Annotated in this window: 11 protein-coding genes; 4 read left to right on the forward strand and 7 right to left on the reverse strand. The window is 72.9% G+C overall.

Translation table 11 applies throughout. The annotated features are described in order from the left end of the window. Positions 1–217: 217 nt before the first annotated feature. The gene (locus LQV45_RS07340; RefSeq protein WP_230006429.1) at positions 218–1,531 is read right to left on the reverse strand and encodes an NAD(P)-binding domain-containing protein; all 1,314 of its coding nucleotides are present in this window, start codon (positions 1,529–1,531) and stop codon (positions 218–220) included. 100 nt (positions 1,532–1,631) lie between these two features. Here LQV45_RS07340 and LQV45_RS07345 point away from each other — a divergent pair, with 100 nt between their 5' ends. Next, positions 1,632–1,982 carry a metalloregulator ArsR/SmtB family transcription factor gene (locus LQV45_RS07345; protein ID WP_230006430.1) on the forward strand — a complete coding sequence of 117 codons (351 nt, stop codon included), beginning with the start codon at positions 1,632–1,634 and terminating at the stop codon, positions 1,980–1,982. After that, a complete protein-coding gene (locus LQV45_RS07350; RefSeq protein ID WP_230006431.1) occupies positions 1,979–2,485 on the forward strand; it encodes a GNAT family N-acetyltransferase in 507 nt (168 codons plus the stop codon). The genes LQV45_RS07345 and LQV45_RS07350 overlap by 4 nt, the downstream gene beginning before the upstream one ends. Positions 2,486–2,695: 210 nt before the next feature. On the opposite strand, the gene mtnK is transcribed toward LQV45_RS07350, so the two are convergent. From mtnK to LQV45_RS07370, 4 genes are read right to left on the reverse strand one after another with little or no spacing between them, the layout of a single operon-like run. Next, positions 2,696–3,895, reverse strand: a complete 1,200-nt coding sequence (gene mtnK / locus LQV45_RS07355; protein WP_230006432.1) for an S-methyl-5-thioribose kinase — start codon at positions 3,893–3,895, stop codon at positions 2,696–2,698. Continuing rightward, the gene (locus LQV45_RS07360) at positions 3,892–4,938 is read right to left on the reverse strand and encodes an ABC transporter permease (RefSeq protein WP_230006433.1); all 1,047 of its coding nucleotides are present in this window, start codon (positions 4,936–4,938) and stop codon (positions 3,892–3,894) included. The genes mtnK and LQV45_RS07360 overlap by 4 nt, the downstream gene beginning before the upstream one ends. Continuing rightward, the gene (locus LQV45_RS07365; protein ID WP_230006434.1) at positions 4,935–6,494 is read right to left on the reverse strand and encodes a sugar ABC transporter ATP-binding protein; all 1,560 of its coding nucleotides are present in this window, start codon (positions 6,492–6,494) and stop codon (positions 4,935–4,937) included. Before LQV45_RS07365 ends, LQV45_RS07360 begins: the two co-directional genes overlap by 4 nt. Then, positions 6,491–7,585, reverse strand: coding sequence for a substrate-binding domain-containing protein (locus tag LQV45_RS07370; protein ID WP_230006435.1), 1,095 nt, complete (start codon positions 7,583–7,585; stop codon positions 6,491–6,493). Before LQV45_RS07370 ends, LQV45_RS07365 begins: the two co-directional genes overlap by 4 nt. Positions 7,586–7,792: 207 nt before the next feature. Here LQV45_RS07370 and LQV45_RS07375 point away from each other — a divergent pair, with 207 nt between their 5' ends. After that, complete coding sequence (locus LQV45_RS07375; RefSeq protein ID WP_230006436.1) at positions 7,793–8,374, forward strand: acireductone dioxygenase; 582 nt, start codon at positions 7,793–7,795, stop codon at positions 8,372–8,374. 85 nt (positions 8,375–8,459) lie between these two features. On the opposite strand, the gene LQV45_RS07380 is transcribed toward LQV45_RS07375, so the two are convergent. Further along, positions 8,460–9,977, reverse strand: a complete 1,518-nt coding sequence (locus LQV45_RS07380) for an alpha-N-arabinofuranosidase (protein ID WP_230006437.1) — start codon at positions 9,975–9,977, stop codon at positions 8,460–8,462. 184 nt (positions 9,978–10,161) lie between these two features. Continuing rightward, complete coding sequence (locus LQV45_RS07385) at positions 10,162–13,770, reverse strand: aldehyde dehydrogenase family protein (RefSeq protein ID WP_230006438.1); 3,609 nt, start codon at positions 13,768–13,770, stop codon at positions 10,162–10,164. A gap of 199 nt (positions 13,771–13,969) precedes the next feature. Between LQV45_RS07385 and LQV45_RS07390 the strand changes: the two genes are divergently transcribed. Then, positions 13,970–14,809: S1 family peptidase (locus LQV45_RS07390; protein WP_230006439.1), on the forward strand; the 840-nt coding region annotated here is incomplete at its 3' end.

Genomic DNA, 14,809 nt, shown 5'->3' on the forward strand with positions numbered 1-14,809 from the left:
CCGACATCGTGGTGCTCATGAAGCCGGGCCTCGCGCTCCCCTCCACCCCGCGCGGCGAGGTCCTGGAGTGGTCCTTCCCCAACCCCGAGTCCTGGGATGCCGACGCGGTGCGGCCCCTGCGCGACGCGGTGTCCGAGAAGATCCAGGGCACCCTGCTCGCGCGCTGACGCGAGACGACGAGAGGGGCGGGTCGACATCGACCCGCCCCTCTCGTGCATCACACCGTCGCCGGCGTGCGCCCGATCTGCAGGACCGGGGGCGCGCAGCACGCCCCGCCGAGCGAGACACCGGCCGCATCGAACAGCCCGGCCCCGCCGCACACCCCGGTGTCGGGCAGCGCGAGCTCGACCCGGCGGGCCGCCGCGTGATCGCCCGCGAGCTCGGCCACGACGCTCCGCACCTGCTCGTACCCGGTGAGGGCGAGGAAGGTGGGCGCGCGTCCGTACGACTTCGCGCCCACGAGGTAGAAGTCGGGCTCGGGCTGCGCAAGGTCGACCGCCCCGGTCGCGGCGACCGACCCGCACGAGTGCACGTTCGGGTCGACCTCGGCGGCGATGCGCACGGGAGCCTGGAGCGTCGGGTCGAGTTCCAGCCGCAGCTCCGACAGGAACGACAGGTCGGGACGGAAGCCCGTCAGCACCACGACCCGGTCGGCGGTCAGCGTGCGTCCGTCCTCCGCGATCAGAACCGGACGCGCCCCGTCGCGCGCCACCCGCTCGACGCGGAAGCCCGTGACCAGGTCCACCAGCCCCGCCTCGACGGCTTCCTTCGCCCGGATGCCGAGCGCCCCGCGGGCCGGCAGCTCGTCGGCCTCGCCGCCACCGAAGGCGGTTCCGGTGGTGGCGCGACGCAGCGCCCACGTGACGGTGGTGGACGGATCGCGGCGCTCCATGCGCGCGAGGGCGAGAACGGCGGTCAGGGCGGAGTGCCCCGAGCCGATCACGACCGTGTGCCGCCCCTCGAACCCCTCGCGGTCGCGGAAGTCGGGGATGCGGTACGACAAGAGGTCGGCGGCCGCGTTCTCGCCGAGGGCCGGAAGCCCGTCGGCTCCGGCCGGATTCGGGACGGACCAGGTGCCCGACGCATCGATCACGGCGCGGGCCTGGAGGCGATATTCCTCGCCGTCGACCGGCCGGACGTGGACGGTGAAGGGCTGATCGCCGCGCCCCGCGTCGACGAGGCGATCGCGGCCGAGTCGGGACACCCCGATCACGCGGCTGCCGTAGCGGATGTCGTCACCCAGTGCCTCAGCCAGCGGCTCCAGGTACTTCTCGATCCACTGCGCGCCGGTCGGGTACCCCGAAGTCGGGGCGGCCCACCCGGTCGGCGCGAGGATCCGCGCACCGGCGGAGTCGATCAGCTCGGGCCACTCGGAGAAGAGCCGCACGTGACCCCACTCGGCCACGGCCGCGGCGGGCCCGGAGCCGGCCTCGAGCACGACGGCCGGGACGTTCCGCTCCCTCAGGTGGGCGGAGGCGGCGAGACCCTGGGGGCCCGCTCCGATCACGACCACGGGCAACGCGTTCTCCATCGGAATCCTCATCCCTTCTCAGCGAGCATCGACGATCATCGATGGGTCGAGGATCATCGATGCATCGACAAATGTCAATACGACGTGCGAGAATCGCCCCATGCCCACGACGCTCCCGCTCCTGTCCGCGCCGGACTCCGCGGTGTGCTGCACGCCCCTGACCGGCGGCGTCCTGACCCCCGACGAGGCCGAGCACACGGCGCGGATCTTCAAGGCGCTCGGCGACCCCACCCGCGTGCGCCTGCTGTCGCTGATCGCCGCGTCGGGCGAGGGCGAGGCCTGCATCTGCGACCTCACCGAGCCGGTCGGTCTGTCTCAGCCGACCGTCTCGCACCACATGAAGCTCCTCGTCGACGCGGGGCTCGCCACGCGCGAGCAGCGCGGCCGATGGGCGTACTACCGCGTCGTCACCGAAGCGCTCGACCAGGCCGCGCGCTCCCTCCGGCCGTGAGCCGCGTCGCCGTGCGGGCACTCACCGCCGACGACTGGCCGGCGGTCGAGGCGATCTTCCGCGAGGGCATCGAGGGCGGCAACGCGACGTTCGAGTGCGCGACGCCCGACTGGGCGACGTTCGATTCCGGCCGGTTGCAGACCGGCCGCCTCGTCGCCGTCGACACCGACGCGTCGGTGATCGGATGGGTCGCCGCGTCGTCGGTCTCGACCCGCGCCGTCTACCGCGGCGTCGTCGAGCACTCCGTCTACGTCGCCGATCGGGCGCGGGGGCGCGGCGTGGGCGCGACGCTCCTGGACGCTTTCCTCCGCGCGGCCGACGACGCCGGTATCTGGACCGTGCAGTCCAGCATCTTCCCCGAGAACACCGCCAGCCTCGCACTCCACGACCGCGCCGGGTTCCGCCGCATCGGGCGGCGCGAGCGCATCGCGCTCATGACCTGCGGGCCGTGGGCCGGACGCTGGCGCGACACGATCCTCGTCGAGCGCCGCCGAACCGACTGAGCGTCAGGCCCGCGGGTCGATCGTCCACCCGCCCCTCGCACGATAAACGGTGGATGCCACCACCCCGACGCACCGCCCGACCAATGCGGAACGGCACACGGATGCCACGGCCCCGGCGCTCCGCGCAGCCCAGCCCCCGGCCCCGCGCTCCGCGCAGCCCAGCCACGGCCCACGGCCCACGGCCCCCGGCCCCAGCCCGGGGCCCCGGCGTCAGCCGAGCAGCGCCACCGTCCGCGCGGTGAGCACGCGCGTGTCGGCGTCGTCCAGGCGCGCGGTCCCGAGCGTGCGCGCAGCCCGCAGCACGAGCCGTGCGGCGACGGCGCGCTCGGCCTCGGGCAGTGTCTGGATGTCGGCGACCTTCGAGAACCCCACGATGCGGCGCACGGCCTTGGCCGCCCCGTAGATCGCGGCATCCGACCGGATCTGCGCGAGCGTGTGCGCGAGCACGTCGTCGCCGTACACGCGGGGGTCGACGCGGTCGGGCCAGCGGCGCCGGAACTCCGCCTCGAACGCGTCGACGAGCTCGACCGGCAGGGTCAGCAACGTCTCGGCATCCGCGGTTCGCCCGAGCACGTGCGCCCGGGCGGCCGCGATGACGAGGTTCGCCCACACGGCGCCGAGGTCGAACCCGGTGGGACCGTACGTGCCGAACTCCGAGTCGAACGCCCGCACCGAGGCTCCCTCGGCGCGCACGAACACCGAACCGGTGTGCAGGTCGCCGTGCAGCAGGCTCTGGGTGCTCTCCTGGAACCGCTGCTTGGCCAGGCCGATCTCGCGCACGAACGGGCGGTCGGCGCGCAGGTCGCGCACGTCGTCGTCGTTGGCGGGCAGCCAGCCGTTGTGCTCGTGATCGACGTAGGGCTCGGTGAAGACGAGGTCCTCGGTGATCTCGCTCAGCTCGGGGTTGGTCGCCTCGGCGATCGCGCGCCGGCGCTCGGGCCCCGGTGTGCCGAACACGCTCGTGGCGAAACCCACCGCGCCAACGTACCGGCCCAGCTGCGCGGCGGCGTACGTATGCAGCCGCCCGGCGTTGAGCTCTCCGCGCCACACGGCGTGATCGCTGAGGTCTTCGATCGACAGCGCCAGGGCCTCGGCGTCGAAGCCGTGGAACGCCGGCACGTGCTCCGGGGCGATGCGCTCGTGCACGCCCAGCACCACGGCCTCGCGCGCCGCGCGCTCGCGCGTCAGCGGCCACGACGGATCGACGCGCACGTGCGGCAGCGACTGCTTGACGACGACGCCGTTGCCGGCGGCATCCTTCACGATGAAGACGAGATTCAGGTTGCCGTCGCCGACCTCGACGACCGAGACGACGGATGCCGGGTCCACCGGTCCCGCCAAGTGCGGGCGAGCGGCGAGGTAGGCGGGCACCGTCTCGACGGTGAGCTGATCGGTGAGGGTGTCGGTCATGATGCGGTGGTGCTCCCGGCGGCGATGGTGGTCTTGCGGCGGCGGAACGTGAAGCTGAACAGCAGGGCCACCAGCAGCACGAGGCCCTTCCCGAAGTCCTGGATGTAGTACGGCAGGCCCATCATCGAGAACCCGGTGACCATGACGGCCACGAGGACCGCGCCCAGGGCCGTGCCCCACGCGTTCGGCCGCCCGATGCCGAGCACCGACACGCCCACGAGGGCGACGGCCACGGCATCCAGCAGCAGGCTGTTCCCCGCCGAGACGTCGCCCTGACCGATGCGGGCGGCCAGCACGAGGCCGGCGATCGAGGCGAGGATGCCACAGCCGATGTACGCCGCGGCCCGGTAGGCGCGGACGCGGATGCCGGCGAGCCGGGCGGCCTCGGGGTTGGAGCCGACCGCGGCGAGCGCGCGCCCCCACCGCGTGCGGTCCAGCACGAACCACAGCAGGACCGTGAGTCCGAGGAACAGCAGCACCGGCACCGAGATCGGGCCGATCGAGCCGCGGTCGAACCACAGGAAGTCGGGGGTGAAGCGTCCGAGGGCCGTGGTGCCGTCGGCGAGGGTCATTTGCGACGAGATCGACTTGCCGTCGACGATGATGAGCTTGAGCCCGACGACGGTGAACATCGTCGCGAGGGTCGCCAGCAGGTCGGGGATGCGGGCGAAGACGATGAGCGCCGCATTGATCGCGCCGATGAGCGCCCCCGAGAGCAGCACGACGCCGACCGCGATCCCACCGACCTGATTGGCGATCACGAGCGTCCACGCGGCGATCGACACCGCGAACCCGGCGTTGGCGCCCACCGAAAGATCGAGGCCGCCGACGGTCATGGCGAGCGTCACGCCGAGACCGGCGATGCCGATCGGGGCGATGTACTTCAGCATCCCGGACAGGTTCTCGGGGGTGGCGAACGCCGGCTGTGTCACGGCGAAGAACGCGATGAGCAGCACGGTGACGGCGACGAACCCCCATTTCGCGACGGCATCCACGATTCGAGAACCGACGCGGGGGCGCGCGGCAACGGAAACGGAGGTCATGCGGTTTCCTTCCGGTGGCCGGGGTCGTCGAGCAGCGCAGCGACGATCCGTGCGCGGTCGAGCACGCCGGCGGGGGTGTCCAGGACGATGCGCCCCGACACGAGGACGATGATGCGGTCGGCGACGTCGAGGATCTCGTCGACGTCGCTCGAGAGCACGACGACCGCCGCACCCCGGGCCGCGCGCTCGCGGGCGGCGTCACCGATGCGACGGCGCGCCCCGATGTCGACGCCGCGGAACGGCTCGTCGAGCACGGCCAGACGCGGGTCGGTGCGGAGCCAGCGGCCCACGACGACCTTCTGCTGGTTGCCGCCCGACAGGTCGTCGACGCGGGTCTCGGCCGACGGCGCGACGACGCCGTACGCCTCGATGACGTCGTCGGCGGCCGCGCGCTCGCGGGCCGACGACATCACGCCCCAGCGCGAGATCTGCCGCAGCACCGGGAGTCCCACGGTGTGGGCGATCGACCAGCCGGGCTGGATCCCCTGGCGCTGCCGATCCTCGGGCACGAGAACGACACCGGCGGCCTGGGCAGCGGCGGGTGAGCCCGGGCGATATGGTCCGCCGTCGAGCTGCAGCCGGGCTTCACCGACCGGGCGTACGCCCGCGACGAGCTCGGCGAGCTCGGTCTTGCCGGCGCCGAGCAGCCCCAGGATGCCGGTGACCTGGCCCGCGGCCACGGCCAGGTCGAGCGGCTCGCTGCCCGGGAGCAGCACGGCGCCGTCGACGCCGAGCACCTCCGCGCCGGCGGGGAGCGGCTCGGTGATGTGCTGCTGCAGTTCGGTGGGGACGCCGAGCATCGCCTCGAGCGCCGCGTGCCAGTCGAAGGGGCGCCCGGCGTCGAGTTCGAGCCGGCCGTCGCGGAGCACGACGATCCGGTCGGCGAGCCGTTCGATCTCGCCGAAGCGGTGACTGACGAACAGGATCGAGAGGCCCTCGTCGCGCAGCACCCGCAGCACGTCGAACAGGCGGTCCGCCTCGGCCGCGGTGAGCGCCGACGTGGGCTCGTCGAGGATCAGCAGACGCGGAGTCGACCGCAGCGCGCGGGCGAGCACGAGCAGTTGGGCGTCGGAGGTGCCCAGGCGCGCGGCATCCGCTCGGAGGACCTCGTCGGACCACGACAGGCCGAGGCGCGCGAGCGCTGCGCGGGCGACACGCTCGGACGCGGACCGGCGCACGAGACGGTGGCCGCCGGTCGCGAGGTCGGTGAGGGCGAGGTTGTCGGCGACGCTCAGCCCCGGCACGATGCCGTCGGCGATGCGCTGGTGCACGGTCTCGACACCCGCGCGGCGAGCGCGGGCGGGCGAGGTCAGGCGCAGCGTCGTGCCTCCGACGGCGATGTCGCCGGTGTACCCGGGGTTGGCGCCCGAGATCGCGCCGATCAGGGTGGACTTGCCGGCGCCGTTGGTGCCCAGCAACGCCGTGATGCTGCCCGGGTACAGCGCGAGAGCGACGTCGCGGAGCACCTGGTGTGTGCCGAAGCGCACGCCGACGCCGCTCAGGCGGACGACGGGGGTGTCATCCGCCGGAGCGGCGTGCGAGAGCGGTGAGGTCATCCCGAGACGGCGGGCAGCCAGTCGGCGACCACCGTGTCGGTCAGCAGCAGCGACGGCTCGGCCTCGCGCAGCTGGGCGACGTTGGTGATGCCCTTGTCGAGCAGGAAGTCCCGCGTGATCGTGACGGCGGGGAACTGCACCGAGGTCTCGGTGAGCTCGCCGGCCAGCTGCAGGGCGAGCGTCCGGACGACGGCCGCGCCGACGGCCGACGGGTCGGTGGCGCTCGTGGCGACCCACGGGCTGCCGTCGGCGATCATGACCTCGATGTCGGCGTTCGAGATGTCGATGCCGTAGACCTTGACCTTGTCCTGCAGGTTGTTCTGCTGGACGGCCTGGACGACACCCTTGGTGATCTCGTCGTAGGGGGCGAAGATCGCCTGGACACCCGGGTTGGCCTTGAGCGCGGCGTCCACGAGCGGGATGTTGTCGGTCGCGGTGGACTCGGTGACCTTGCCCGTGAAGAACAGCTGGTCGAGTCCGTTCGTGGCGACGACCTCGTCCCAGACCTTCTTGCGGCGGTCGAGCGGCGCGAAGCCCTCGGCGCTGACGAGTCCGACCTTGGCACCGTCGCCGTTGTCGGCCACGAGCTGATCGAGCACGCCCTGCGCCATCGACGCGTCCGACTGCGACGTCACGATGACCCCGTCGGCGTTCTCGAGGGCGAGGTCGTAGACGATGACCGGGATGCCGGCATCCACCGCCTCGCGCACGCGCGGCTCGATCGTGTCGGTCTGGCCGTGGTCGACGATGATCGCGTCGGGCTGGGCGGCGATCGCCTGCTCGAGGTCGGAGGCCTGCTTGGCGTTGTCGTTGCGGGCGTCGTAGACGGTGAGGTCGATGTTGATCGCCGTGGCCTGCGCCTTCGCGCCGGCAGTCCACGCGGTGAAGAAGTCGCCGGCGCCGGACTGCTGCACGAGCGCGACCTTCAGCGGCTCGGCGTCGAACGGGGCGGGCAGGTTCTCGGCCTTCTGCACCGGGGCGGACGTCGCGGCGGGCGCGGCGGTGTTCTGCTGTGCGCAGCCGGTGAGGGCAAGGGCGGCGATACCGGCGGTGGCGACGAGCGTCGCCCAGCGGTGGGAGCGAACGGACACGGGGTCCCCTTCGGAGGTGGTCGGGTGCAGGAGGACCGTCGCGGGTGCTGTGGAGCGGCGGCCGTCGAGAAGTCAAGCAGGGCCGCCCGCCGAGGCCCGTTCGAGGTTGCGGTTTGTTACGGGTCGCGGCGACCGGAACGCCCGCTCGGGCCGCCGCGGGCGAGACAATCGAACCGTCCCGACCGCATTCGTCCGAGAGGAGGAGCCGTGACGCTCCTGACCGTCTGGAAAGAGACCGACCCGAGCACGCCCGTGCAGGAGACCACCGACGAGGGCGAGATCCGCGCGGCTCTCGCCGAGCTCGGCGCGCGCTTCTCCCGCTGGGACGTCAAGGACGTGCCCGCCGGCGCCTCCCAGGACGAGGTGCTCGCGCTGTACGCCGCCGAGATCGACGAGGTGAAGCAGCGCGAGGGGTACACCCTCGTCGACGTCGTCGCACTCGACCCCGCGCAAGCCGACTACGACGAGCTCAAGACCCCGTTCCGCGAGAAGTTCCTGTCGGAGCACAAGCACGACGACGACGAGGACCGCTACTTCGCGAAGGGCGCGGGCGTGTTCTACCTGCACGCGAACGAGAAGGTGCACGCGGTGTACTGCGAGGCGGGGGACCTCATCTCGGTGCCGGCCAACACCACGCACTGGTTCGACATGGGCACGGCTCCGCACTACGTGAGCGTGCGCTTCTTCCACGACGACGACGGCTGGGTCGGCCACTTCACCGGCAGCCCCATCGCCGAGTCGTTCGCGACGTTCGACCAGCTGCACGCCCGCCGGGCTCAGCTGGCCTGACGCCGCAAGGGCGCGTTTGGGGCGCGATTTGCGATTTGGGGCGCGGTTTTTCCCGCCCCAACCGGGGAATCGCGCCCCAAACGTGTCAGACCGTGCGCCGCAGCGCGAGCGCGGCCCACGCGATCGGGGGCAGGGTCACGTGCAGGATGCCATCGGCGATGCGAGCGTCCTCGAGCGGGCTCGTCCCCACCCGTTCGCGGTCCTCGAGCGTGTTGCTGGCGTACGGGTCGTCGTCGTGCAGCAAGTGAGTCTCGACCAGCTCGACCTCGCCTAGGCCGCTGACGTCGATCGTCACCTCGACGGGCTCGTCGCGCCCGCGGTGCACGAGGAACACCGCGGCCTCGCCCGTCTCGGCGTCGTGGGTGGCCACGGCATCCACCGTCGGCACCGTGCCGTGCTTCGCGGTGTCGACCGTGGGCGCCTCGACCTGTACGCGCAGGGCCTCGCCTCGCGCGAGCCGCGACGTGATCGAGAACGGGAAGAACGTCGTCTGCCGCCACGCGGGTCCGCCGGGCTCGGTCATGATCGGCGCGATCACGTTCACGAGCTGCGCGAGAGAAGCGGATGCCACCCGGTTGGCGTGCGCGATGAGCGAGATCATGAGGCTCCCGAAGACCACGGCATCCACCGCCGAATACACGTCCTCGAGCAGGCGCGGGGCGACGGGCCAGTCGTCGAGGGCCGTGGGCTTCTCGGACGCGACACGGTCGATGTACCAGACGTTCCATTCGTCGAACGAGATGTCGATCTTCTTCGCACTGCCACGCACCGCGCCGACGTGGTCGGCGGTGGCGACGACGGCCTCGATGAAGCGATCCGTGTCGACCGAGGATGCCAGGAACGAATCGATGTCGCCGTCGTGCTCCTGGTAGTAGGCGTGGCACGAGATCATGTCGACGTCGTCGTACGTGTGGGTCAGCACGACGCGCTCCCACTCGCCGAACGTCGGCATCTGCGCGCCCGACGATCCGCACACCACGAGCTCGATCGAGGGGTCGAGCTGACGCATGCCCTTGGCGGTCTGGGCGGCGAGCTTTCCGTAGTCCTCGGCCGAGCGGTGGCCGAGCTGCCACGGCCCGTCCATCTCGTTGCCCAGGCACCACACGCGCACGTCGAACGGCGCCTCGCGGCCGTTGTCGATGCGCCGCTGCGACAGCGCCGTGCCGGCGGGGAGGTTGCTGTACTCGAGCAGATCGATCGCCTCGAGCGTCCCGCGCGTGCCGAGGTTCACCGCGAGCATCAGCTCGCTCCCGGCCTTGTCGAGCCAGTCCGAGAACTCGTGCAGCCCCACCTCGTTGGTCTCGGTCGAGTGCCACGCGAGGTCGAGGCGGCGCGGGCGCTCGTCGCGCGGACCGACGCTGTCCTCCCAGCGGAAGCCCGAGACGAAGTTGCCGCCGGGGTAGCGGATCATCGACACGCCCAGCTCGCGCACGAGCTCGAGCACGTCGCGGCGGAACCCCTGCTCGTCGGCTTCGGGGTGGCCGGGCTCGTAGATCCCGTCGTAGACGTGGCGGCCGAGGTGCTCGACGAAGCCGCCGAACAGGCGGCGACGAACGGCCCCGATCGGGAATCGGGCGTCGAGGGTCAAGCGGGCGGTGGTCATCTTTGCTCCTCCGTGTTGCTTCGACGGTATCCGCGGCCGCACGCCCGGTAAAACGTTTTCGAAACCCCGGTGCCCGCATTCGCCAGATCACGCGACATGGCCGAAATCACGCGCCGTTGCGCGCCATACCGGGTCGCCTCGGCGAGATCACGTGATCTGGATGCCATTACGGCGGCGACGGGCGTCAGATGACCTCGGCGCTCCAGGGGTCGGGGCGGCCGAAGCGGAACGCCTCGATCGAGACCGCCTGCTCGCGCAGGAACGGCAGCAGCTCGATGCGTCCGGCCGTCGTGACCTCGCCCGCGTACACCGTCAGCGTGGGGTCACCACCGACGGCCTCGGCGAGCGCGACGCGCAGCGCCTCGGCCGAAGCCGCCGTTCCGACGAGCCGCACGCGCGAGGGACGAGGGGCGGTGGGGGCGACCGCGTCGCCGGCGGGCTCGGCATCCGGGATGCCACCCGCCAGGCGCTGCAGCCACTCCGCGTCGGACTCGACCGAGACGGGCACACCGCTCTCGCCGAGGAGGTGTCGCACGGGACCGGGCAGCCCGACGGGCGTACTGAGACTGAAGGCCGACCCCGAGCGCACCGCCGCGAGCAGCACGCGCAGCACGGCGTGCCACGGGGCGTCGGCGGTGGCGCGCACCGCCGCGTCGACGGGGCGGTACCGCAGGAGGTTCCGCTCCAGACCGAGGCGCGAGGCGTCCTTCACGCGGCCGAACTCGCGGTCCCACGCGACCGCGTCCGACAGCGCCCCCCGCCGCAGCCATTCGAAAGCGGCGTAGTCGAGCGTGGGCTGGGCCGCCTCGATCAGCGACGAGATGCGCGAGTCGAGTCCGCGCAGGTGCAGCGTCGACGAGGCGGGGCCGCCCGACGACGGGCGCCACGATCCGAGCGCGACGAGACGGTTCGGGCCACCCGACATCGCGCCGGGGCCGACGCCCGCGGCACCCCACCCGCCGAGCGGCTCGCGCTGCACGACGGCGCCCGTCGTGGAACGGTTCACGCGCAGCACGGCGGCTTCGACGGCGTCGAGCCACAGCTCCAGGTCGGCATCGTCGCGGGTGTGCAGGCCCGCGACGAAGCCCGAGCCGACGAGGTTCTGCAGCTCGATCGCCCGCGCGAGCGTGGGGGCGTGCAGGATGCCGAGCACCGGCGCCGCGACCGAGGCCCGGGTGAGGTGCGATCCGGCGTGGACCCCGGTGCGCACGCCCGGCGTCCAGAAGCGTCCCGCGGTCTCGGGTCCGAGGTCGAGTTCGCGGGGCTCGACGAGCCACCGCTCGCCGTCGGCGAGGACCGTCAGCGCCCGACGCACGTCGCCCGAGGGCTCCTCGACGAGCGGCCCGACGTCGGACAGTGGATCGTCGGCCGGCCCCACGCGCAGTGAGCCCACGGCATCCTTCAGCTGCTCCAGGAACCGCGTCGACCGCCCCGCGGCACCGACGAGGATCACGAGCGACGACGCGGTCGCGGCCTGCCCGGCGCGCGCGAACGCCCCGTCGACGATGTCGGCGACCGCACGATCGAGGTCGGCCGACGGGGTCACGATCACCGCGTTCCGACCGGCGGTGAGCGCCTGCAGCGGCAGGTCGGCGCGCCATCCGACGAAGCGTTCGGCGGTCGCGCGCGCCCCGGCGAGCAGCACGCGGTCGACGCCGGGATGAACGACGAGGGCGCGCCCGGATGCCTCTTCGTTCAGGTCGACGTACGCCAGGACGTCGCGAGGAATCCCCGCGGCCCACAGCGCCTCGGCCACGACCGCCCCGGCCCGCCGCGCCCGCGGCGACGGGGTGAGCACGACCCCCGACCCCGCCGCGAGGGCGGCGAGCGTCTCGGCCGCGCACAGTCCCACGGAGGAGTTCCACCGCGGCGCGACGACCGTGAGCCGATCGGGCACGAACACCGCTCCGGCGACGCGGTCGAGTTCCTTGACGGTGGCGGCGTAGTACGCCGCGGCATCGACCGCCGCGGACACCTCGGCGTCCGCCTCGGTGAACAGGGCTCCCCCCTCGGAGGCGAGGACTTCGACGAGGGCCGCCCGACTCGCGTCCAGGGAGCGGGATGCCGCGTCGATCACCGCCGCGCGATCGGTCGCGGCGCGGCTGCCCCACTCCGCCGCGGCCTCACGCACCCGCGAGATCACGGCATCCAGACCTGCCGCATCGTCCACGCGTTCGGCGGCCGCGGTGGCGTCGCCGGCGGTGGAGCCGGCGACCGCCGCGAGCACGTCGTGCGCCCAGGCCCGATCCTCGGGAACGGTGGGGTCGGTCGCGGCGGTGTTGCGGAAGCCCGGTGCGGCGCCGGAGAGCTCCGTCGTCTCGCGCACCGAGAACACGGCAGTGTCGACGAAGGCCTGACCGCCGAAGAGCATCTGCTGCACGTCGGGGCCGAGCGCCTGCGTGTCGCCCGGGCTGGCATCGCGGGCGATGCCGAGCACGGCCTGCGTGAGACCGGGCTCTTCGGCGACGTCCGCGACGGGTTCGCGAAGGAGGGGCGGGGTCGTCGCGCCGCGCTGCGGGGCGCGCGGCGCGAGGGTCGGAGCGTCGGGCATCGCGAGCGCGGCAGCGGCGCGGGTACGAACCTCTCCGTCGTCGGCTGTCGGGGCGAGGCGCGCGGCGAGCGGCGCGACGACCGCGTCCAGGTCGTCGGGGTGTACCACGGGGGCCAGCACGATGTGCGGCCCGTCCACGCCCCATCCGGCACCGAGCGGAACGGCGAGGTCGATGCTCCCCTCCGCCGATTCGGCGAGGGCGCGCACGATGCCGGCGCGCACGGGATCAGCGGTGGCGAACTCGATACGGAGCCCCTCGGACGCCCGGCGGCCGAGCGCTTCGCGTGCGGCGACGACCGTGAGCGCGTCGATCTCGGCGGTCGAGATGCCCGCGGGAGCGGACCATCCGCGGCGAGCGGCACGCAGGGCGTCATCGGTGAGCGGAGCGTCTCCGTCGAGGCGCACGGCGAGCTCGGCTCCCCCGTCGGCGACGCGCACGCGCGCCCACGCCGCGAGTTCCCGCAGCGCCCCGAGCACCTCGGGGACGGCGACGGGGAGCGCGATGCCGGCGAGGGCGGTCCGCAGGCGCGGCTCCTCCAGCACCCGCGTGAGGACGGCGACGGAGAGGTCGAGGTCGTCGCGTCCCTCGACCACGAGGGTGACGCGCGTGCCCGACGCGGCCGCGTCCAGGAACAGCGGCAGGAGGCGTTCGGCGGCGTGCTCGACGTCGGCGTCGAACGCCCACCCCGACAGTCCCGTCACGACCTCGCGCACGGCGACGGACACGCGCTCGACGTCGTCGCGGGCGGCGAGCACGCGGATGCCGTCGAGCCGGTGCCGCGCGGCGGTCTCGCCGAGAACGGCGGGGGCCGTCAACCGGACGTCGGGGATCGCCCCCGCCGTCCGGTGCGACTCGAGAGCGGGGCCGAGGCGGTCGCCGCGCGCGTCCAGCGCGATCTGCGCGGCGGCATCGGCGAGCGCCCGTCGCGCGAGCGGCACGGCCGGCGCGGGCAGGAGGGGGGCGATCGCGCCGCCCAGGTGGAGAGCGCCGCGAACCGTCCACGGCAGCGCGGCGGGCACGTGGCCGGCCAGCCGGTGGAGCGCTGCGGCGGGAGCGGTGGTGCCCTCCGGGCGCAGGATGCCGTCGGCGGCGAGCGCGAGGAAACGGGCGGACTCGGGCGACGCGAACGCCGACACCGCGATCGGCGCCGTTCCGGCGAATGCTGCGGCGTGGGCGACGGCACGGTCGACCTCGTCGCCGGAGAGCTGGGAACCGTGCGCGTGCGGGTCGTTCTCGCTCATGCTCCACAGCCTAGGCAGGGCGCGCTCAGTCCTCCGGCGGCCCGCCGCGCGACCGCGAAACCTCCGGCCGTAAGCGACGGCAGACCATTGTTGTACCCGAGATAAAAAACTGAACAGATGCTTCGTTTTCGGGCCCGGCCGTGCTTTCATGTCGGTGGGTACCCACCATTTATCCCCCCTGGATGGAAGGTCACTCCCCGTGAACCGCATATCGAAAACGGCCGTCGGCATCGCTGCCCTCGGCCTGTTCCTGACCACCTCCGCCACGGCTCCGGCGTTCGCCCAGAGCCCGGCTCCGGATGCCGCCGTCGACGGTGTCGACGCGCAGCTCCTCGAGGCCATGGCGACCGACCTCGGCACCGACGTCGCCGGCGCGCAGGACGTCCTGCGCTTCCAGGCCGACGCCGTCGACACCGCGGCCGACGCCTCCGCGGCGACCGGCGACGCGTTCGCCGGGACGTGGCTCGACGAAGCGACGCGGACGGTGTACGCCGCCGTGACGACCGACGAGGCGCGGACGGCGGCGACCGACGCGGGCACCGTCCCGGTGACGGTCGAGCATTCGCTCGCCGACCTCGAAGACGTGAGCGCGCGGATCGACGCCGCCGACGTGCCCGACGTGATCCCCTCGTGGTGGATCGACGTCGAGTCCAATGACGTCGTGGTCGACGTCGTCGACGGCGGCGAGCAGGCCGCGGCCGACTTCGTCGCCACCCTCGACGCCCCCGAGGGGGCGGTGCGCCTCGAGACCGGCGTCACCGCGCCCGAGACGTTCGCCACGATCCGCGGCGGAATCGCGTACGACATCAACAACGCCGGACGCTGCTCGGTCGGCTTCGCCGTGCAGGGCGGATTCGTGACGGCCGGGCACTGCGGCGTCACCGGCGATTCGACCACCTACGGGACGTTCCGTGGCTCGTCCTTCCCCGGTAACGACTACGCCTGGGTGAGCACGCCGAGCCACACGCCCGTCGGCCAGGTCGCAAACTACGCCGGAGGCGCCGTCGCCGTGAAGGGCTCGACCCCCGCGTCCGTGGGC

The organism is Microbacterium sp. Bi128, from assembly GCF_918698205.1.

Bases quoted from the DNA above. Each gene is read 5' to 3' on its own strand.
- LQV45_RS07340 (WP_230006429.1), bottom strand. From the start codon at position 1,531: ATGGAGAACGCGTTGCCCGTGGTCGTGATCGGAGCGGGCCCCCAGGGT.
- LQV45_RS07345 (WP_230006430.1), top strand. From the start codon at position 1,632: ATGCCCACGACGCTCCCGCTCCTGTCCGCGCCGGACTCCGCGGTGTGC.
- mtnK (WP_230006432.1), bottom strand. From the start codon at position 3,895: ATGACCGACACCCTCACCGATCAGCTCACCGTCGAGACGGTGCCCGCC.
- LQV45_RS07360 (WP_230006433.1), bottom strand. From the start codon at position 4,938: ATGACCTCCGTTTCCGTTGCCGCGCGCCCCCGCGTCGGTTCTCGAATC.
- LQV45_RS07365 (WP_230006434.1), bottom strand. From the start codon at position 6,494: ATGACCTCACCGCTCTCGCACGCCGCTCCGGCGGATGACACCCCCGTC.
- LQV45_RS07380 (WP_230006437.1), bottom strand. From the start codon at position 9,977: ATGACCACCGCCCGCTTGACCCTCGACGCCCGATTCCCGATCGGGGCC.
- LQV45_RS07385 (WP_230006438.1), bottom strand. From the start codon at position 13,770: ATGAGCGAGAACGACCCGCACGCGCACGGTTCCCAGCTCTCCGGCGAC.